Annotated in this window: 14 protein-coding genes; 3 read left to right on the top strand and 11 right to left on the bottom strand. The window is 73.2% G+C overall.

Translation table 11 applies throughout. The features are described from left to right. Window positions 1–71: 71 nt before the first annotated feature. Window positions 72–695 (bottom strand): M48 family metallopeptidase, encoded by a 624-nt coding sequence (locus ACFYT4_RS27690; protein WP_389274584.1) that lies wholly within the window; start codon window positions 693–695, stop codon window positions 72–74. Window positions 696–1,001: 306 nt separating this feature from the next. Between ACFYT4_RS27690 and ACFYT4_RS27685 the strand changes: the two genes are divergently transcribed. Continuing rightward, window positions 1,002–2,192: a ThiF family adenylyltransferase gene (locus ACFYT4_RS27685; RefSeq protein ID WP_389274581.1), complete on the top strand. Its 1,191-nt coding sequence runs from the start codon at window positions 1,002–1,004 to the stop codon at window positions 2,190–2,192. A gap of 63 nt (window positions 2,193–2,255) precedes the next feature. Then, window positions 2,256–3,722 carry an ABC1 kinase family protein gene (locus ACFYT4_RS27680; RefSeq protein WP_389274578.1) on the top strand — a complete coding sequence of 489 codons (1,467 nt, stop codon included), beginning with the start codon at window positions 2,256–2,258 and terminating at the stop codon, window positions 3,720–3,722. A 123-nt stretch (window positions 3,723–3,845) separates the two neighbouring features. On the opposite strand, the gene ACFYT4_RS27675 is transcribed toward ACFYT4_RS27680, so the two are convergent. The 5 genes from ACFYT4_RS27675 to ACFYT4_RS27655 all read right to left on the bottom strand — a co-directional run bounded on the left by ACFYT4_RS27675 (window position 3,846) and on the right by ACFYT4_RS27655 (window position 7,765). Continuing rightward, entirely contained in the window at window positions 3,846–4,046 is a 201-nt protein-coding gene (locus ACFYT4_RS27675; RefSeq protein WP_389274575.1) for a hypothetical protein, read from the bottom strand. 157 nt (window positions 4,047–4,203) lie between these two features. Then, window positions 4,204–4,527: a hypothetical protein gene (locus ACFYT4_RS27670; protein WP_389274572.1), complete on the bottom strand. Its 324-nt coding sequence runs from the start codon at window positions 4,525–4,527 to the stop codon at window positions 4,204–4,206. After that, a complete protein-coding gene (locus ACFYT4_RS27665) occupies window positions 4,524–4,892 on the bottom strand; it encodes a WhiB family transcriptional regulator (RefSeq protein WP_389274569.1) in 369 nt (122 codons plus the stop codon). The genes ACFYT4_RS27670 and ACFYT4_RS27665 overlap by 4 nt, the downstream gene beginning before the upstream one ends. A 188-nt stretch (window positions 4,893–5,080) precedes the next feature. Next, complete coding sequence (locus tag ACFYT4_RS27660; RefSeq protein ID WP_389274566.1) at window positions 5,081–5,428, bottom strand: hypothetical protein; 348 nt, start codon at window positions 5,426–5,428, stop codon at window positions 5,081–5,083. 165 nt (window positions 5,429–5,593) lie between these two features. After that, window positions 5,594–7,765 (bottom strand): ATP-dependent DNA helicase UvrD2, encoded by a 2,172-nt coding sequence (locus ACFYT4_RS27655; protein ID WP_389274563.1) that lies wholly within the window; start codon window positions 7,763–7,765, stop codon window positions 5,594–5,596. Window positions 7,766–8,028: 263 nt separating this feature from the next. Between ACFYT4_RS27655 and ACFYT4_RS27650 the strand changes: the two genes are divergently transcribed. Beyond that, window positions 8,029–8,286 carry a mycoredoxin gene (locus tag ACFYT4_RS27650; protein ID WP_389274560.1) on the top strand — a complete coding sequence of 86 codons (258 nt, stop codon included), beginning with the start codon at window positions 8,029–8,031 and terminating at the stop codon, window positions 8,284–8,286. A gap of 151 nt (window positions 8,287–8,437) precedes the next feature. Here ACFYT4_RS27650 and nudC read toward each other — a convergent pair whose 3' ends face one another. The 5 genes from nudC to ACFYT4_RS27625 form a co-directional block, all read right to left on the bottom strand. Continuing rightward, a complete protein-coding gene (gene nudC, locus ACFYT4_RS27645; protein ID WP_389274709.1) occupies window positions 8,438–9,370 on the bottom strand; it encodes an NAD(+) diphosphatase in 933 nt (310 codons plus the stop codon). 153 nt (window positions 9,371–9,523) lie between these two features. After that, window positions 9,524–10,918 carry a dipeptidase gene (locus ACFYT4_RS27640; protein ID WP_389274557.1) on the bottom strand — a complete coding sequence of 465 codons (1,395 nt, stop codon included), beginning with the start codon at window positions 10,916–10,918 and terminating at the stop codon, window positions 9,524–9,526. Window positions 10,919–10,928: 10 nt separating this feature from the next. Beyond that, a complete protein-coding gene (locus ACFYT4_RS27635) occupies window positions 10,929–14,723 on the bottom strand; it encodes a UvrD-helicase domain-containing protein (RefSeq protein ID WP_389274554.1) in 3,795 nt (1,264 codons plus the stop codon). Between the two features lie 337 nt (window positions 14,724–15,060). Then, window positions 15,061–18,750: an ATP-dependent helicase gene (locus ACFYT4_RS27630; RefSeq protein WP_389274551.1), complete on the bottom strand. Its 3,690-nt coding sequence runs from the start codon at window positions 18,748–18,750 to the stop codon at window positions 15,061–15,063. Between the two features lie 203 nt (window positions 18,751–18,953). Further along, window positions 18,954–19,313: an MGMT family protein gene (locus ACFYT4_RS27625; protein WP_389274548.1), complete on the bottom strand. Its 360-nt coding sequence runs from the start codon at window positions 19,311–19,313 to the stop codon at window positions 18,954–18,956. Between the last annotated feature and the right edge of the window lie 108 nt (window positions 19,314–19,421).

Here is a 19,421-nt window from a genome sequence, read left to right as displayed (position 1 = left end):
CGCGGACACGGCACGACGGCCCCGGCCGACGGCCGTGCCGATCGGCCCCCTGTCCGCGAACCGCCCGCCCGCTACTCCCCGCCGGGGGTGGGCGGATGCGGCAGCCGGTCGGCGGAGACGACGCCTTCGAGATAGCCACGGGCCCGCTCCGTACGGGGGTACGCCTCCAGCAGCCGCCAGAAGCGCGCGCCGTGTCCGGGCACCAGGAGATGGGCCAGTTCGTGCACGAGCACGTAGTCGACGACGTACTCGGGCATGCCCTGGAGGCGGTGCGACAGACGGATGCTGCCCTCGGCGGGAGTGCACGAGCCCCAGCGGGTGTTCTGGTTTGTCACCCATCTCACAGATGTGGGCCGCGCACGTCCGTCGAAATACTGTTCGGACAAGCGCTCCGCGCGCTGGGTCAGTTCGCTGTCGCCGAGGACGCGCCTGCTCTCCTGGGCCGCGAGCTTGTCGAGCATCACCGTCACCCAGCGCCGCTCCTCCGCCTCGGACATCCGGGCGGGGATCAGGACGATGGTGCGGTCGCCCTCGCGATAGGCGGACACCGTCCTGCTGCGGCGCGCACTCCTGCGGACCTCGACCGCGCTCGTCCCCGATCCGCGGGGCGGGCGGCCTGCCGGAGCGCGCTGCTGGCTTCCCGCACCGCGCGGCGGGGTCTCCCCAGCGACGCGAGGGGAAGGGTCGACGGACACGCCCTGACGTTACCCGCTGAAAGCGGGGGAAGCACCGCCTCCGGGACGGATCTCGTCCGATCCGTTCTTTGGCTGCACCATTTGAACGACTAATACCCCAAGCCTGTGGATAACTTTCCACATCCTTCGACACCCGCGGGCATTCTGACAACGGATCGACGCGGCGGACCAGCGGAGACAGGGGCGGGCAGCCGACTCGATCCGGCTTTACACGATCGCATTTCTGTACATGATCAAGCGCGGTGTTCGAACGCCACGTGTTCGAGCGGTGCGCATTCCTACGGGAAGAGAACGGGGGAACGGAGAATGCACCCGACGGTGAAGCCCGCGCTGCGGCGGGCATGGCGCGAGCGGCAGACCGTTCAGTTCGGGGTGACACCGGCCCACGCGGTGACGGTCGGCCCGGTGGACACGGCGACCGGAGCCCTGCTGGAGATGCTCGACGGGACCCGCGGACTGCCGCTGCTGCGTGAGGAGGCCCGGGCGATGGGTCTGCCGGACGGCCACACGGACGCCCTGGTCCGGCGGTTGGCGGCGGCGGGCCTGATCGACGATCCGAAGGCGGGCGGCCCGGCCGCCGACGCGTTACGGACGAGGGCGGGCGCTCTCGACCGGCTGCGCCCCGATCTCGCGTCCCTGTCCGTGGTCCATCCCGAACCGGGCGGAGGGATACGGCGGCTGGCGGCCAGGCGCACCACGCGTGTCCAGGTCAGGGGCGCGGGCCGGGTCGGCGCGACGGTGGCGGCGCTGCTCTCCGCGTCCGGCGTGGGACAGGTCGAGGTACTGGACGGCGGGTGCGTGGAGGCGTGGGATGTGGCACCCGGCGGACTGCCGGCCGAAGCGGTCGGTGAGCGGCGGGACGCGGCGGCCCGCCGGCTGGTCCGCCGCTCGGCCCCCTTGCGGCCGCCACAATCGGGCGGGACCGGTGGCGCGGGTCGTGCGGGCGGGGTGGTTGTCACCGGAGCGCGGGCCCGCCGCGGCGGTGGGACGCCGGGGCTGTCACTGGTGGTGGTGTGCCCCCGGGACGGGCTCGCGGCCCATGCCCCCGATCCGGCGGGTGCCGTGGACTGGATCGCCACCGGCACCCCTCATCTGTACGCGGGGGTCGTCGAAGCGACGGGTGTGGTGGGACCGCTGGTACTGCCGGGCGGCACGGCCTGCGCCGGATGTCTGGAGCGGGGCCGGGCCGAGCGCGATCCGGGGTGGCCCCGGCTTGTGGCCCAGTGGCGTTCGGGAGGCCGCCGCGCCGCCGTGCACGCCTGCGATGTCACACTCGCCACCGCGGTCGCGGGCTCGGCGGCGGCCCATGCGCTGTCGTTCCTCGACGGTGAACTGCCGATGAGCACGGGCGCGCGCTGGGAGACTTCGCTGCCGCTGCTCGACTGGAGATCGGAGCGGATCGCGCCCCATGCCGACTGCCCATGCGGCGCGTCCGGGAAAAGTGAGGGGCAGGACACCTCGGGCTTCGGGTCCGCACACGAGACAATGGCCGGGTAACCGCGTCACCGAGCATTGCCGACCGGCATACGCGGCACGGCTGTCTGGGAATTGGAGGGGCGCATGTCTGATCTTCCCCGGAAGGCGGTCACCCGGACCGCCAAGTTGGCCGCACTGCCACTGGGTTTCGCCGGCCGTGCCACCTGGGGGCTGGGCAAGCGGATCGGCGGGAAGTCCGCCGAAATCGTTGCCCGTGAGCTGCAACAGCGCACCGCGGACCAGCTTTTCAAGGTTCTCGGTGAACTGAAGGGCGGTGCGATGAAATTCGGGCAGGCCATGTCCGTCTTCGAGTCCGCGCTGCCCGAGGACGTCGCCGGGCCCTACCGTGCCGCCCTCACCAAGCTCCAGGACGCCGCTCCCCCGATGCCGACGCGTACGGTTCACGGGGTCCTGGCGGAGCGGCTGGGCGAGGAGTGGCGGGAGCTGTTCCTGGAGTTCGAGGACAGGCCGTCGGCGGCGGCGTCCATCGGACAGGTGCACCGGGCGGTGTGGCACGACGGCCGCGAGGTCGCGGTGAAGGTGCAGTATCCGGGGGCGGGAGAGGCACTGCTGTCCGATCTGACCCAGCTCAGCCGGTTCGCCCGGCTCCTGGGGCCGCTGATTCCGGGGATGGACATCAAGCCCCTGATCGCCGAACTCCGCGACCGGGTCTCGGAGGAGCTGGACTACGAACTGGAGGCGGCGGCCCAGCGGGAGCACGCCGCGGAGTTCGCCGACGACCCGGATGTGCTGGTGCCGGACGTGGTGCACCAGTCCGACCAGGTGCTGGTGACCGAGTGGATCGACGGGATCCCGCTGGCCGAGGTGATCTCCGGCGGCACCCGCGAGCAGCGGGACCGGGCGGGCCAGCTGCTGGCCCGCTTTCTCTTCTCCGGCCCGGCCCGCACGGGGCTGCTCCACGCGGACCCCCACCCGGGGAACTTCCGGCTGCTGCCCGAGGGCGACGGCCAGGGCTGGCGGCTCGGTGTGCTCGACTTCGGCACGGTGGACCGGCTGCCCGGCGGACTGCCGGAGACCATCGGCGAGTGTCTGCGGATGACCTTGGAGGGCGACGCCGAGACGGTCTACGAGATGCTGCGCGAGGAGGGCTTCGTCAAGGAGGAGATAGAGCTCGACCCGGACGCGGTGCTGGAGTATCTGCTGCCCATCATCGAGCCCGCCGAGGCGGACGAGTTCACCTTCACCAGAAGCTGGATGCGCACCCAGGCGGCCCGGATCGCCGATATCCGCTCTCCCGCGCACCAGCTGGGCAAGCAGCTCAATCTGCCGCCCTCGTATCTGCTGATCCACCGGGTGACGCTCAGCACGATCGGGGTGCTGTGCCAGCTGAACGCCACGGTGCGGCTGCGGGACGAACTGGAGGCGTGGCTCCCCGGCTTCCTGCCGGAGTACGAGGAGGAGGCCACCGGCACCGCGTTTCCCGTGCCCGCCCAGTCCGCCCAGTCCGCCGAGGGCGCCGAAACCTCCGGCGCCGCCGGGGACACCGCGGCGGCTTCCGTCGACTGCGCGGCCATCGAGGCGCAGGCGTAGCGCACAGGACCTGAGCACGGGCGGCGTGAAGCACCGGCGGTGGGAAGCACAGCGCCCGGGGTTTCTCGCCGTCGGGGCGGGCAGGGGACCGGATGTGAGCCCCCGGCCGGGCCGGGAAGCGGTTCACCACCAGGACGAGTCGAGCCGGCTCTCGATCGCTCTGATGTTGGCGCGCGCGCAGTCGTCGCAGAAGTAGCGGCGGGAGCCGTTCTCCACGGAACAGGTCCAGGTGGGCGGTGGTCCCTCGGCGGTCTTCCGGCACAGGGCACACACGATGCTCTCGTCGCCCGGCTTGCCCGGGCGGGGAGTCTGCTGCTGGTCCACGTCGTGACGATAACGCGCGGGAGACCCGGTACGGGGGCAACGCACCGCGGGGGCCGGTCCGTTCGGACCGGCCCCCGCGGGGAGAGTGACGCTCTCCGCCGGTGTCGGCGGCTGATGGCGTCGGTGTCGGTTCACGGCGTGGGCCGCGATACCGCCGTCAGTTCATGACGGCCATGGCGAGCGCGCGGCGGGCGCGCATCGAGGCGCGCTCGGCGCGGCGCTGCATGCGCCGGGCGGTGACCAGGCGTACGGCCCGGCGTTCCGCCTCGGCTTCCCGCAGGCGCTCGTGCATATGCGCACGGGCCAGGGCTTCTGGGATGAGTTGCATTTCACGGGTCCTGTTCTGACGCGAGGCGTTCGCGCCGGTGATCGTCACGTCTGGGGTGGCGGAGCCGGAGGGCTCGCTTGTGGTAGTCGGCATGAGGTCCTGCTTCTGGGGATCGTGCGTGTGGGGGCGGTCGATGGTCCCGATGGCGTTCATGCCGAGACCGGGTTCTTGCGCGGGCGACCACGCGGCCGCTTGCGGGCGACGACCACACCCTGGACGAAGAGCTCTCCGCCCCAGACACCCCACGGCTCGCGCCGCTCCTTGGCGCCCGCGAGGCAGGCCGCCATCAGCGGGCAGGTACGGCAGAGGGCCTTGGCGTACTCGACGTCGGCCGGCGACTCGGCGAAGAAGACCTCCGGGTCGTAGGAACGGCAGGGGACGGGTACGCCGAGGTTCTCGATGGCGTCGTCGAGCGCGGTCAGCGCGGTGAGCGGGGTCAAGGTGAAGTCCTCCGTGAGGGCGGGCGGGGAGATGGCCTCGGAAGGCGGTACGGACGGGGCGTGCGCTTCGAGTTGCACGGTGGTGTCTTCCTCGTCTGGTCGGTCCGGCTGGTGGCCGGTTGGCGGTCCCCCGGCGGGCCGGGGGGCTGGTACCGAGTGCTGCTGTCCCGATGCCCCTTCGCTCTGGTTTCCCTGTCCGGGGAAAACAGAAGGGCCGCGGATCCCGAGTGGGGTTCCGCGGCCCTGAAGGCGCCGGCCTGATCTCATCAGGCTGGATCACTCCAGGGTTCGAGCCCACGGAAGGCCCACTTGGCGTGGTGCTGCGTCTGCTGGTCGGTGCCGGCACTGGCTGCCGCAAAGGCATAGGCCTTGGCCTGTGCCGCTGCTACTCCTGCTTCCAGTGCCTTGCTCGGTCGCTCATTGCGCCGCTCCACCGCCGACAGAACAGGGAGTCCTGCCAGAGCGATCGCGGGGGCGCCGGCGGAGCCGGACACACCAGTGGCTTCGATGCCAACGGTGAGCGGTGCGGAGAGGCCGAGCGAGCATGCGGAGACGACGACCGAGCGATCGGTCATTTTCTCGGTGCTGATGAAGCTGGTGTTGTTGCTGATCACTGGGCTCGCCTCCTCTCGGCGTCTCAAGGACCGGCCTGGGCCGATCGCACGTATTCGGATAAGTACAACACGAAGACCGGGCTTCGGAGAAGCGCCGGTTCTCGTGGTTAAGAACCTATGGGGATTGTCGGGGCGTGCGCAAACTATTTTTCCGACGAGTTTGCCTCAGTCCTCCTCCTCGGTCCCCGAAGGCTCCTGGCCTGCGCAGATGGCGAGGACATCGGCCCCGAACCGCTCAAGCTTGCGACCTCCCACCCCGGAGATCATGGTGAGCTCGCCCTCGTCACCGGGCACCGCTTCCGCGATCGCCATCAGGGTCTTGTCGGTGAACACGCAGTAGGCGGGCTGGCCGAGCTGCTTCGCCTGGTCGGAACGCCATTCGCGAAGCCGTTCGTACAGTCCCTCGTCCATGTCGGAGGGGCAGTCCTCGCAGCGCATCAGTTTCATCTCGCCCGCCTCGGTGAGCGTCCGGCCGCACACCCGGCACAGGGCGGGACCGCGCCGCTTGCGCCGTCCTCCGCCGCGCTCGGCCGTGGCGGCCCCGCCGGGGGTGCGGGCCCCCGGGGCGAGTGAGCCGGGGCGCAGCCCGTTCAGAAAGCGGGTGGGGCGGCGGGAGGCACGGCCGCCCGGTGAGCGGGACAGCGCCCAGGACAGGGAGAGATGGAGCCGGGCGCGGGTGACGCCGACATAGAGCAGCCGCCGCTCCTCCTCGACCTGCTCGTCGGTCTTGGCGTAGGTGATCGGCATCATGCCCTCGGTGAGGCCGACGAGGAACACGGCGTCCCACTCCAGGCCCTTCGCCGCGTGCAGGGAGGCGAGGGTGACGCCCTGGACGGTCGGGGCGTGCTGGGCGGCGGCCCGCTCGTCCAGCTCCGCCACCAGATCGGCGAGGGTCGCCTCGGGTTTGACCCGGACGAAGTCCTCCGCGAGGCGCACCAGCGCGGCGAGCGACTCCCAGCGGTCGCGCACGGCACCGGAACCGGCGGGCGGCTCGGTGGTCCAGCCCTTGGTGGAGAGCACCGCGCGCACCTGGGAGGGCAGATCCCCGGCGTCGTCGAGGAGGGAGTCGTTGGCGCCGGCGCGGGCGGCCCCGCGCAGGGCGACCCCGGCCTCGCGCACCTCCTGGCGCTCGAAGAAGCGCTCCGCGCCGCGGAGCTGGTAGGGGACACCGGCGTCGGCGAGGGCCTGCTCGTAGACCTCCGACTGGGCGTTGATGCGGTAGAGCACGGCGATCTCGCCAGCCGGGACACCCGTGGCGATCAGATCGCGGATCCGGCTCGCGGTGCCCTCGGCCTCGGCCGGCTCGTCGGCGTACTCCAGATACGCGGGATCGGGACCGGGGTCGCGCTGGGAGATCAGTTCGAGACGGTGCTCGGCGGCACGGCCGCTGGCCTGGTTGAGCAGTCCGTTGGCCAGGTGGACGACCTGGGGTGTCGAGCGGTAGTCGCGGACCAGCTTGATCACGGCGGCCGAGGGGTGGCGGGTGCGGAAGTTGAGCAGATGGTCGGGGGTGGCCCCGGTGAACGAGTAGATCGTCTGGCTGGCGTCACCGACGACGCAGAGGCTCTCCCGGTCACCGAGCCACAGATCGAGCAGGCGCTGCTGGAGCGGGCTGACGTCCTGGTACTCGTCGACCACGAAGTGCTGGTACTGGCGGCGGATCTGGTCGGCGATGTCCTGGCGGTCCTGGAGGATGCCGACCGTCAGCAGCAGGACGTCCTCGAAATCAATCACCGCGCGATCACGCTTGAGCTGCTCGTACATCGCGTAGATCTGGCTGATTTCCGATGTGTCGCGCGGGGCGTCGCGGAGGGATTTGGCGACGGCGGCGGGATAGTCGGCGGGCACGGTCTGCGTGACCTTCGCCCATTCGATCTCGCTGGTCACATCGCGCAGCTCATTGCGGTCGAGCCGGATACGGCAGCGGGCTGCCGACTCGGCGACCAGCTGGATCTTGCGCTCCAGCAGCCGGGGCACATCACCACCGACCACTTTCGGCCAAAAGTACTGAAGCTGCCGCAGGGCGGCGGAGTGGAAGGTCCGTGCCTGGACCCCGCCCGCGCCGAGCTGCCGCAGGCGCCCGCGCATCTCGCCCGCGGCGCGGTTGGTGAAGGTGACGGCCAGCACACTGGCGGGCGGGAGTATGCCCGCGCGGACGCCGTAGGCGATCCGGTGGGTGATCGCCCGTGTCTTGCCCGTGCCGGCACCCGCCAGCACGCACACCGGACCGTGCAGGGCGGTCGCCACTTCGCGCTGCTCGGGGTCGAGCCCGTCGAGCACCGCGTCCGCCGACTCGGGGACCTGCGGGAAAAGAGAGGAGTGCGTTGCTGCTGTCACACGGCCATGCTGCCAGGTCCCCGGAGGCGGGTGCGGCGGTTGTCCACAGCCGGGCCGCAACAGTCGTACTAATACGAGAGCGCCGCCCGGCGCCGACCCCGCACGGCACCGGGCCGGGTCCGGAGGGCGTTCGGAGGCGGTCCCACGTGCGGGAATGGTGGCCACGTCACGTACGTTCTAGCTGGTACGCGCACCCGCCTGACGGGTGCGACGGCACGCCCCGAGCGGGATACGTGAGACGCAGGCGAAGGAGCCGAGAGACGATGTCGGGCACTGTGACGATGTACAGCACGACCTGGTGCGGTTACTGCCGTCGGCTGAAGGGCCAGATGGACCGCGAGGGCATCGCGTACACCGAGATCAACATCGAGCAGGACCCGCAGTCCGCGGCCTTCGTCGAGAAGGCGAACGGGGGCAATCAGACCGTGCCGACGGTACAGATCGTGCCCTTCGGCGGCGGCACGGAGGTCGTGATGACCAACCCGAGCCTCGCCCAGGTCAAGCAGGCCCTCAGCGCCTGACCCGCCCTGTCGCACACCGTGGCCCGCCCCTGTGGGGCGGGCCACGGCACGTTTCGGGCCGGTCGGGCCCGGAACGTGCCGCCGTCCGGCTCCGGCGGCGAAGAGCCGGGGAGGGGCAGAAAGACGGCCGGCTCCGGCGGCGGGGAGAGCCTCAGGTGCGGCCGGCGGGTCTCGGGAGCGGCTTGCCGTACCACAGCTCGATCAGACGGGCCGCGATCGAGATCCCGTACGGCGGCAGCACCTCCCCCGACTCGAACGCCGTGCGCAGGTCCTCGCGTGAGAACCAGCGGGCCTCGTGCAGTTCCTCGCCGTCGACGGTGATCTCGGACGAGACGGCCCGCGCCATGAAGCCGAGCATCAGACTGGACGGGAAGGGCCAGGGCTGGCTGGCGATGTACTCGACGTCGCCGACCGTGACGCCCGCCTCCTCCCGGACCTCGCGGCGCACCGACTGCTCGACCGACTCGCCGGGCTCGACGAAGCCCGCGAGCGTCGAGAACCGGCCCTCGGGCCAGTGCAGCTGGCGGCCGAGCAGCGCCCGGTCGTCCTCGTCGGTGACGAGCATGATCACGGCCGGATCAGTACGCGGATAGTGCTCGGCCCCGCACGCCTGGCAGCGGCGCACATGGCCCGCTGCCGCTATCACCGTGCGCTCCCCGCAGCGGGAGCAGAAGCGGTGTGCCCGCTGCCAGTTCTCCAGGGCGACGGCGTGCACCAGCAGACCGGCGTCGCGCGGCGAGAGCAGCAGCCCCGCCTCGCGCAGTCCCGCCGCGCGGGCGGACTGGTCGATCCGCCCGGGCAGCGCGTCCTTCTGGAGCGCGAAATAGCGCACGCCGTCCTCGTCGGTGCCCAGGAAGTAGCGGTGGGTCTCGGTGAGGGGGGCTTCAAACGCCGGTGTCATCACCAGCTCGGTACGGCCGTCGGGGGTGTCGTCGATCAGCGCCTGTCCGCCGGAGACCACGAAGACCCTGGTCGTGGGATGGCTCCACGCGGCGGCAAGCCATGCCTCGTCGAGACGGTGGTGGGCCTCGCGGTCGATGCCGCTGGGGGAAGTCAGGCTGATGGGCGGCACGGTGAGGCCGATGGGTCGGCCTGCGCCGTCATGGCGTTGGGTGCTCACGTACTTGCAACTCCCCCGGATGGATCGGGTCGGCGTTCGGCGGATCGGAGTGTCAGCGGGCCTGTCGTGCGCGAGGGGCCGGCCGGTCGGACCGGCCGCTTCGCGGACCTGGCGTGTTCAGCGCAGGGAGGCGAGGTCCCCCCACAGATACGCGGCCGTCTCCACGCCCTTGAGCAGCAGGTCCACTTCGACCTTCTCGTCGGGGGCGTGCCAGCCGTCGGACGGTACGGAGATGCCCAGGAAGAGTACGGGCGCGGCCAGCACATCCTGAAGGTCGGCCGCCGGCCCGGAGCCGCCCTCGCGGGTGAAACGGATCTTCCGCCCGTCGAACGCACGGCTCATCGCTCGTACGACGGACTGCAGGGCGGGGTGGTCCAGCGGGGTGAGGCAGGGGCGGGTCGAGGCGCCGAACGTGACGCGGTAGCGGATGCCGTCGGGCACCTGCCGGGCGACCCAGCGGCTCACGGCGACCTCGATCGCGTCCGGGTCCTGGCCCGCGACCAGCCGGAAGGTGAGCTTCAGCAGGGCGGAGGAGGGGATGATCGTCTTGCCGCCGGCACCCTGATAGCCGCCGCCGATGCCGTTCAGCTCGGCGGTCGGACGGGCCCAGATCCGCTCCAGGGTGGAGTATCCGGCCTCGCCGAGCGTGGCGTGGGACGCGGCGGTCTTCAGCCAGGCGGCCTCGTCGAAGGGCAGTTCGGCGAAGAGCTCCCGCTCGGCCTCGGTGAGCAGGGCGATCCGGTCGTAGAAGCCGGGGATCGTGACGCGTTCGTCCTCGTCGTGCAGCGCGGCCACGAGACGGGCGGCGACAGTCGCCGGATTGGGCACGGCGCCGCCGAAGGAACCGGAGTGAATGTCCTGGTCGGGGCCGTACAACTCGATCTCGCAGTCCACGAGGCCCCGCATCCCGGTGCACACAGTGGGGGTGGTCTCGGACCACATCCCGGTGTCCGACACGATCACGGCGTCGGCGGCGAGGCGGTCGGCGTTGGCCTCGACGAGGGCGCGGAAGTGCGGCGAGCCGGACTCCTCCTCCCCCTCGACCAGCAGCTTGAGATGCACGGCGGGGGACGTGCGGCCGGTGGCGGCGAGATGGGCCCGGACGCCCAGCGTGTGGAAGAAGACCTGGCCCTTGTCGTCCGCCGCGCCCCGCGCGTGGAGCCTGCCGTCCACGAGGACCGGGTCGAACGGGTCGGTGTGCCAGCCGTCCCCGGGGTCGGCGGGCTGCACGTCGTGATGGCCGTAGACCAGGACGGTCGGCGCCTCCGGGTCGCCGGACGGCCACTCGGCGAAGACGGCGGGCGCACCGTCCGTCGGCCAGACCTCGGCGACGGGAAAGCCGGTCTCCGCCAGCTTGGCCGCGAGCCAGTCGGCGCTGCGCCGGACATCCGCCGCGTGATCGGGCCGGGCGGACACGGAAGGGATGCGCAGCCACTCCATGAGGTCGCGGAGGAAGGCGTCGCGGTGCCGTCCGATGTACGTACGGACGGCGCTGTCCGGGGTGTCGCTCATGCATATGAGCCTAACGGGCCCGGGTGGCGCCCTCCGCTGCCGTATCCGTCCCGTCGGGCGCCGGCTCCCCCAGCAGGATCCGCTCCAGCGCCGGGCGGTCCGGGAGGTACGAGGGGCGGACGACTTCTCCGGTGCGTACGAAGACGAACGCGGCGTCCACCGACTCCGGCGGGACTCCCTGCTGCTCGGCCCAGGCGAGACGGTAGACGGCGAGCTGGAGGGGGTCGGCGGTGAGGGCCCGGCCGGTCTTCCAGTCGACGATCTCGTAGGTGTGGGCAGCGCCGCCCGCGATTCCGGCGCCGGGTCCGCCGAGCGTTCCGCCGGCTGTTCCGTCGGCCGGCGTTCCATCGGTGGATCCCCCGGTCACGGCGAGGTCTCCTCCGTCACCCGGGGTGGCTCCCTCGGGCACGGCGGTGCGGTAGACGGCGTCGATACGGCCCCGGATCGTCCGGCCCGCGAGGGTGATCTGGAACGGGCTCTCCACCCGGTACGGCACCCGGCGGGCGTACGGTGTGCGCTCGAACGCCTCCTTGAGCGCGGCGAGATCCCTCTCGTCCGCGATCTCCACCGCGCCCGTCACGGTGTCGCTCCCGGGGAGTTCGTCGGGGCCGAGCATGGGGAGCGGCAGTTCCTCGAACCGTGACTCCACCCAGGCGTGGAACCGGGTGCCCCTGCGGGCCGCGGGCTGCGGGGGCCGGGGCATGGGCCGGGCCAGCTCCTTGGCATAGGCGTCGGGGTCGGCGGCGAGGCGCATCAGCTCGGAGGCGGTGAGGGAGGTCGGGAGGACGACCTCGCGCACGGTGGCCCGGCTGCGGCGCAGTTCCCCGGCCAGGGCGTCGAGATCGCGGTCCCAGGACGCGACGGCGCGCCGCTCCTCGGGGGTGAGTTCACCGTCGTACACGTCCTCGGCCCGCGCCTCGGTGGCTGGCGGCCCCGCCTGGTGCGGCAGCCCGAACGGGACGCGCGGCCCGGCGGGCGTGTCGGGGACGGCAGCGGCGCCCGGCCCGGCGTGCGCGTCGGCAGGGCTGGGGGCGGTCCCGTGCCCGTCGTCCTCGTACGGCACCTCACGCCCGCCCCGGTCGCTGGGGTCGCCCCGGTCACCCGGCTCGCTGCCCGCCGCGCTCGGGTCGTGGAGGTCCTCCGGGAACGGGTCCTCTTCCAGGTCGCCGGGAACGGGCTCGGCGCCCGGGCCGGCCGGATCGTCCGGGTCGTCGGGAGGCGCGCCCGCGGAGTCCCAGCCTTCCGGAAACAGACCGGACCCGTCGTCCCGCCCCCCGCCGCTCCCGCCGCCCGTACCCTCGCCCTCGAACGGATCGGTTGCCGTCCTCAGATACGCCAGTACGGTGTCCGCCGCGGCCCGGCGGCGGGCCAGGGATACCGGGTCCAGCGGCAGCGGCCAGGCGCGGTCGGGGGCGGACGCCGACAGGAACGGGTTCTCCGCGTCCGCGTCCGGCTCGTCCGCCCAGACCTCGATGTCCCCGAATCCCACGGCGCAGTGGTCGTACAGGGCCTTCAGAAACGCCGACGGCCCACGGCGGCGCTTCTGCGCCGGCCCCCACCAGTGGCCCGAGCCCAGCAGCAGGGAGCGCGGCCGGGTGAAGGTGACGTATCCGAGGCGCAGCTCCTCGGTGTGCTGATGGTCCTTCAAGGCGTCCTTGAACGCCTTGAAGCCCTTGGCGTCGAAGGATGTGAGGTCGGGGAGCGTGCTCGCGTCGCCGCGCAGGGCGTGCGGGAGGACCTGGGGGTGGGAGGTCCATGCCTCGCGCGGCCGGTCGCTCGGGAAGTGCGCGGCTGTCAGGCCGGGAACGGCGACGACGTCCCACTCCAGGCCCTTGGACTTGTGGGCGGTGAGGACTTTGACCGTGTTCTCGCCGCCGGGCAGGGCGTTGTCCAGGCCCTTTTCGTACTGGGCGGCCGTCCGCAGGAAGGCGAGGAACGCCAGCAGGCTCGTCTCCCCGTCGAGCGCCGCGAAACCGGCCGCCGTGTCCAGGAAATTGGCGAGGGTCTCCCGGCGGCGGGCGGCCAGCGCGTGCGGCGACGCGGACAGCTCGACCTCCAGCCCGGTCGTGGCGAGCACGCGGTGCAGGACGTCCATCAGCGGATCGGCCAGTGAACGGCGCAGATCGCGCAGTTCGGCGGCGAGACGGGCGAAACGGACCCGTGCGTCGGCCGAGAACGGCAGCCCGTCGTCGGGGCCGGCCGGTTCGAGGAAGGTGTCCAGGGCGTCGGCGAGGGAGACGACCTCGAACGGATCGGTGCCCTCGACGGCGGCGGCCAGCCGCTCGTCCGGATCGTCGGAGCCGGGGGCTCCGCGGTGGACCAGGAGCCGGGCGCGGCGGCCGAGCAGGGCGAGGTCCCGGGGGCCGATGCGCCAGCGCGGGCCGGTGAGGAGCCGGACGAGCGAGGCGTTGGCCCCCGGGTCCTGGAGGACCTCGCAGACCGCGACCAGGTCGGCGACCTCGGGCAGATGGAGCAGCCCGGAGAGTCCGACGACCTCGACCGGGACGTCCCGTGCGACGAGGGCGCCCTGGATCTCGGGGAAGTCGCCCGCCGTACGGCACAGGACGGCGATCTCGCCGGGCTCCTTCCCCGTCCGGACCAGATGGGCGATCGAGTCGGCCAGCCAGGCGATCTCCTCGGCGTGCGAGGGCAGCAGGGCGATCTTGACCGAGCCGTCGCGCTCGGCTCCGGGCGCGGGCCGCAGCGCCTCGACGCCTTCGTGCAGGGCGCGCAGCGGGGCGGCGAGCCCATTGGCGAGGTGGAGCAGCCGGCCGCCGCTGCGGCGGTTCTCGCTGAGGGAGAACCGGGTGGCGGGGCTGCCGTCGGCGCGGGGGAAGTGCTCCGGGAAGTCGTCGAGGTTGGCGACGGAGGCTCCGCGCCAGCCGTAGATGGCCTGGCAGGGGTCGCCGACGGCGGTCACGGCATGGCCGGTGCCCTGGCCGAACAGCCCGGACAGCAGCAGCCGCTGGGCGACCGAGGTGTCCTGGTACTCGTCGAGGAGCACGACCCGGAACTCGTCCCTCAGGATGGTCCCGACCTCGGGCCGGGTGAGCGCCAGCTCGGCGGAGAGGGCGATCTGGTCGCCGAAGTCCAGCAGTTCGCGGGCGCGCTTGGCCTCCCGGTAGCGCACGGTCAGATCGAGCAGCTCCCGGCGGGCGGCGGCCGCGTCGGGGATCTTCCGGAGCTGTTCGTTGGAGAGCCGGACGCCTTCCAGCGTGCGCAGCAGCCCGGAGTCGTACGCGGCGAGCCGGTCGGGCCGTACGAGATGTTCGGACAGCTCGGAGTCGAGCGCGAGCAGATCGCCGACCAGGGTGGGGAAGGAGCGGGTCAGGGAGGGGTACGGCCCCGGTGCCTCGCGCAGCACGCGGGCGGCGAGCTGATGGCGGGTGGCGTCGGCGAGGAGGCGCGCGGTCGGTTCGAGCCCTATGCGCAGACCGTGGTCGGCGAGCAGTTGGCCGGCGAAGGCGTGGTACGTGGAGATGCGCGGCTCGCCCGGTGGATCGTCGGGGTCGATGACGTCGGGGTCGGTCACCCCCGCCCGCACGAGCGCGGTGCGGACGCGCTCGGCCAGCTCACCCGCCGCCTTGTTGGTGAAGGTGAGGCCGAGGACCTGCTCGGGCGCGACCTGCCCGGTCCCGACCAGCCACACCACCCGGGCGGCCATCACCGTCGTCTTCCCCGACCCGGCTCCGGCCACGACGACCTGCGGGGCGGGCGGCGCGGTGATGCAGGCCGTCTGCTCCGGGGTGAAGGGGATCCCGAGGAGCTCCTTGAGCTGCTCGGGATCGGTGATGCGAGCGGTCACACCACAGAGGCTAAGGGTCACCACTGACACTCCCCGACACGCGCCGGGCGCTCCCGGGCCCGGCCACCGGGAGGACTCCCGTTCTCCGCCACCGGAAGACTCCCGGAGTCACCACCGGAGGCTCCCGAGTCGTGTCCGGCGACGGAGGCCTCCCGAGGCCCGGCCGTCCGAGGCCCCGGGCACGGACCGGCCGGGCCCGGCCGCCCGCGTCCCCACCACCGCCGGCCCCGGCCGAGCGGCTCCCCGGCCGCCCCGCCGCACGGGCACGCGCCGGGCCCTCACCAAGCCCGCGCCGGGCCCGCCGCGCCTGCCGGCGGAAGGGGCGGTCACCCGCCCTTCACTCCACGATGTGGCGGCCTTCGGGCCGGGCGCTGCACGAGGCGCGGAACGCGCAGTGGTCGCACTGCTTCCCCGCGGACGGGGTGAAGCGCTCGTCGAGGACGCGGCCCGCCGCGGTGGCGAGCAGTTCGCCGGCCCACTCCCCCGCGAGCGGCTCCTGTGCCTGGATCCTGGGCAGGTCCTCGCCGCCGTCCCTCCTGGCGGCGGCCTGCCGCAACTGGACGAGTTCGGCGCCCCCCGGCTCCGGTCGCCGTCCCCCGAAAGCCTCGTCGAGCGCGCCCTCGCGCACGGCGAGCTGGTAGACGGCGAGCTGGGGGTGGCGGGCGACCTCGTCACCGGTGGGGGACTGCTTGCCGGTCTTGAAGTCGACGACGTACGCGCGCCCTTCGGTGTCCCGCTCCACCCGGTCCATGGAACCCCGGATGCGGACCTCGTACTCCCCCGCCTCCAGGACGACGTCGAACCCCTGCTCGGTGGCGGCGGGAGTGCGGCCACCGCGGTCCATGACGTGCCAGCGCAGGAAGCGTTCGAGCGCCACGCGCGCGTGGCGCTTCTCCTGCTCCGATTTCCAGGGGGCGTCGAAGACGAGCGCGTTCCACACCGAGTCCAGGCGCTCCATGAGGACGGCCAGGTCGGCGGGGGTCTGCCCGGAGGCGACCTCGTCGGCGAGCACATGGATGACGTTGCCGAAGCCCTGGGCGGCGGTGGCGGGCGCGTCGGCCTTCACCTCGCGGCCCAGGAACCACTGGAGCGCACAGGTGTTCGCGAGCTGGTCCAGGGCGCTGCCGGAGAGCGCGACGGGCTGGTCCCGGTCCCGCAGGGGGACCCGGCTGTGGGTGGGCTCGTACAGCCCCCACCACCGGTGGGGGTGCGCGGCCGGGACGAGCGGCATTCCCTCGTCGTCGCCGAGCGAGGCGAGCCGGGCGAGCCGCCGGGCCGCCGCGTCGCGCAGCGCCGGGGAGGCCTCCGGGTCGACGGTGGTGGCGCGCAGTTCGGCGACGAGCGCGGGGACGGCGAGGGGGCGGCGGGGGCGTCCGGTGACGTCCTTCGGCTCGACGCCGAGTTCGGTCAGGAAACGGGAGGGCTGGTCCCCGTCGTCGGCGGGCGCCTTCACGGCGGTGACGACCAGGCGGTCCCGGGCACGGGTCGCCGCCACGTAGAAGAGGCGGCGCTCCTCGGCGAGCAGCGCGCCGGGCGTCAGCGGCTCGGCGAGGCCGTCGCGGCCGATGCGGTCGGCCTCCAGGAGGGAGCCCCGGCGGCGGAGGTCGGGCCACAGGCCCTCCTGCACCCCGGCGACGACGACGAGCCCCCATTCGAGGCCCTTGGAGCGGTGCGCGGTCATCAGCCGCACGGCGTCGGGCCGGGCCTCCCGGCCGGAGAGGGTGTCGGCGGCGATGTCCTGGGCCTCGATCTCCTCGATGAAGTTGAGGGCGCCCCGGCCGCCGGTGCGTTCCTCGGCGCGGGCGGCGGCGTCGAACAGCGCGCACACGGCGTCGAGATCCCGGTCCGCGTTCCGCCCGGCCGCGCCGCCGCGCAGGGCGGCGCTCTCCAGGCGCTGGGGCCAGTAGGTGCCGTCCCACAGCTCCCACAGGGCCTGCTCGGCCGTGCCGCCGCCCTCCAGCAGCTCCCGCGCCGTGCGCAGCAGCCCGCCGAGCCGCTGCGCGCCGCGGGCGTACGAGGGGTCGTGGGCGACGAGCCGCTCGGGTTCGGCGACGGCGCGGGCGAGCAGCAGATCGGACGGGGGCGGCACCCGGTTCCCCGCGGCCCGCTCCTCGTCCCGCAGGGCCCGCCCGAGCCGCCGGAGGTCGGCGGCGTCCATGCCGCCGAGGGGGGAGGCGAGGAGAGTGAGAGCGGTCTCGGTGCCGAGCCAGGGGTCGCCGGCGCCGTCGTCCGTCACGGCGCTCCGGGGCCGGGCCGCCACCGGCTCGTCGTCCGTCGCGCCCCCGCCGGACGCGCGGCCGCCTGTCGTCTCCCCGCCGGACGCACGGCCCCCCGACGTACCTTCGGCGGAGGTGCCGTCGCCGGTCGCGCCCCCACCGGGAGCAGTACCGCCCGCGCCCCCACCGGAAGCAGTGCCGCCCGTCGCGCCCTTCCCCGGCACCGTCTCCCCGGGGCCCGACCCTCCGGCCCCGGCAGTACCGACGGCCCCGGCGCCCCGGGCGCCATCGCTCTCCCCGTCCTCCGGTCCGGGCCCCGCCGCGGCCCCGCCCGCCCCGGAGACGGCCGCCGCGGCCACCGCCCGAAGGGCGGTCAGCAGGGGCGCCACCGCCGGTTCGTGGCGCAGCGGCACATCCGCGCCGTCGACCTCCAGCGGCACACCCGCCGTGGTCAGAGCACGCCTGATCGAAGGAATCGTGCGGGTGCCCGCGCGGACGAGGACGGCCATGTCCCCCCACGGAACGCCGTCCTCCAGATGCGCGCGCCGGAGGATGTCGGCGATGTTGTCGACCTCGGTGGAGGCGGTGGGGAAGGTGTACGTCTCGACCGTTCCGCCCTCGCGGACCGCCCCCAGCTCACGGTGGGCGCGGACCTTGTCGGCGGGCAGCCGGGTCAGGGGCATACGGCGGGTCAGCAGGCGGGTCGCCGCCAGGAGGTGTTCCCCGCTGCGGCGGGACCTCGTGAGGACGGCCACCTTCGCCGGGCTGCCGTCCTCGTGCGGAAAGGCGGCGGGGAAGTCGAGGATCCCGTTCACATCCGCGCCCCGGAAGGCGTAGATCGACTGGTCGGGGTCGCCGAACGCGACCAGGGTCCGGCCGCCGCCCGCGAGCGCCCGCAGCAGCCGCACCTGGGCGGGGTCGGTGTCCTGGTACTCGTCCACGAGGACGGTGTCGTACGGGAAGGCCCCCGGGAGGATCCCCTGTGCCCGCGGCCCTCCGGACACCGGCCCGCCGGGGCCGGCCGTCCGCTCGGCCAGCAGTACTGCGCGGTGGACCAGTTCGGCGTAGTCGAGGACGCCCTGCATGTCCAGGACGTCCAGATACTCCGCGAGGAAGGTCGCCGCCGCCCGCCAGTCGCGCCGCCCGGTGCGGGCCGCGAACCGGTCCAGGGCCGCGGGGTCGAGCCCCAGCTCACGGCTGCGGGCGAGCACCGCCCGTACCTCGTCGGCGAAGCCCCGGGTGGTCAGGCAGGCCCGCAGCTCGTCGGGCCAGTGGTTGCGCGCGAGCCCCTCCGCCTCCAGGTCGATCTGACCGGTGAGGAGCTCCCGTACGGCGACGTCCTGCTCGGGGCCCGACAGCAGCCGCAGCGGTTCGGAGAAGAGATCGGCGTCCTGGTGGGCGCGGACGAGGGCGTAGCAGAAAGAGTGGAAGGTGGTGGCCTGCGGGCCCTTCGCGCCGCCGAGCCGGAGCGCCATCCGGTCCCGCAGCTCCACCGCCGCCTTGCGGCTGAAGGTGAGGACCAGGATCCGTTCCGGATCGGCTCCTCCGGCGACCCGGGACGCGACGGCCTCCACCAGGGTCGTGGTCTTCCCGGTGCCCGGACCTGCGAGAACGAGCAGGGGGCCGTGGCCGTGGTCAACCACCGCGCGCTGCGCTGCGTCCAGGTGAGGGGGATCCACGGCGCCCGGCGAAGTGCGTACCAGCCGGTACGCGCCCGGGGTCCGCCCTCTGAGCCCCTGCGGGCGCGGGGGAACCCCCTGCCGTACCTGTCCCGGGTACGGGGTACGCCCGGTGGTGGAGGAGGAACTCACGTGGATCGCCGGTCCTGGTGGGTGTGCTGGTGCTGATGGAGCGGTCGATGCCGCGCGCCGACGACGCTACGCCGTCGCCCGGCGGGCATGCGGCGGGCCGGTCGAATCCCGCGGGCCCCGCCGTCGCACCGGGTGCGCGCCCCCGGTGCCGCGCTCCGCGCGGTCCCCGGGGCTGCCGCACCGCCGCCGCTTGCCGGACGCCGTCATGGGTGAGCGCCGTCGACCGCACCACCGCCGCCGTCCCACCGCGCACGCCGCATGTCGAGGCGCGGCACATGGCCTTCGGCGCCGCGCGGGGCCTCCCGCAGCGGGGTGTCCTCCGTCCGGTAGTGCGCCAGGGCGCTCAGCTCGTGACCGGGCAGCAGGGTGCCGTCCGCGCGCACGACACGCCACCAGGGCACGGCCCCGCCGTACAGCGCCAGAACGCGGCCGACCTGGCGCGGGCCGCCCTCGCCCAGCCATTCGGCGATGTCGCCGTACGTCATCACCCGGCCGGGCGGGATCAGCTCGGCGACCTCAAGCACCCGCTCGGCGTAATCCGGCAGCTCTTCCATCCGGTCCATCCTGCCGCACCCCACCGACAACGCCCCCGGTTCCCCGGCGGGACGGCCCCTCGCACCGGGCCGGGGGCGGGAGGCAGAATGGTCACTATTGCGCAGCTCACGCCCCCG

The sequence above is a fragment of the Streptomyces sp. NPDC004609 genome (assembly GCF_042873655.1).
Taxonomy (GTDB): domain Bacteria; phylum Actinomycetota; class Actinomycetes; order Streptomycetales; family Streptomycetaceae; genus Streptomyces.
Note: the sequence above shows the minus strand (reverse complement) of the source record. Positions and strands in the feature narration are given on the sequence as shown.

What these genes read in the sequence shown, in the direction of transcription:
- ACFYT4_RS27625 (WP_389274548.1), bottom strand. Translation starts at nt 19,313, where the DNA reads ATGGACCGGATGGAAGAGCTGCCGGATTACGCCGAGCGGGTGCTTGAG.
- ACFYT4_RS27650 (WP_389274560.1), top strand. Translation starts at nt 8,029, where the DNA reads ATGTCGGGCACTGTGACGATGTACAGCACGACCTGGTGCGGTTACTGC.
- ACFYT4_RS27670 (WP_389274572.1), bottom strand. Translation starts at nt 4,527, where the DNA reads ATGAACGCCATCGGGACCATCGACCGCCCCCACACGCACGATCCCCAG.
- ACFYT4_RS27640 (WP_389274557.1), bottom strand. Translation starts at nt 10,918, where the DNA reads ATGAGCGACACCCCGGACAGCGCCGTCCGTACGTACATCGGACGGCAC.
- ACFYT4_RS27685 (WP_389274581.1), top strand. Translation starts at nt 1,002, where the DNA reads ATGCACCCGACGGTGAAGCCCGCGCTGCGGCGGGCATGGCGCGAGCGG.
- ACFYT4_RS27680 (WP_389274578.1), top strand. Translation starts at nt 2,256, where the DNA reads ATGTCTGATCTTCCCCGGAAGGCGGTCACCCGGACCGCCAAGTTGGCC.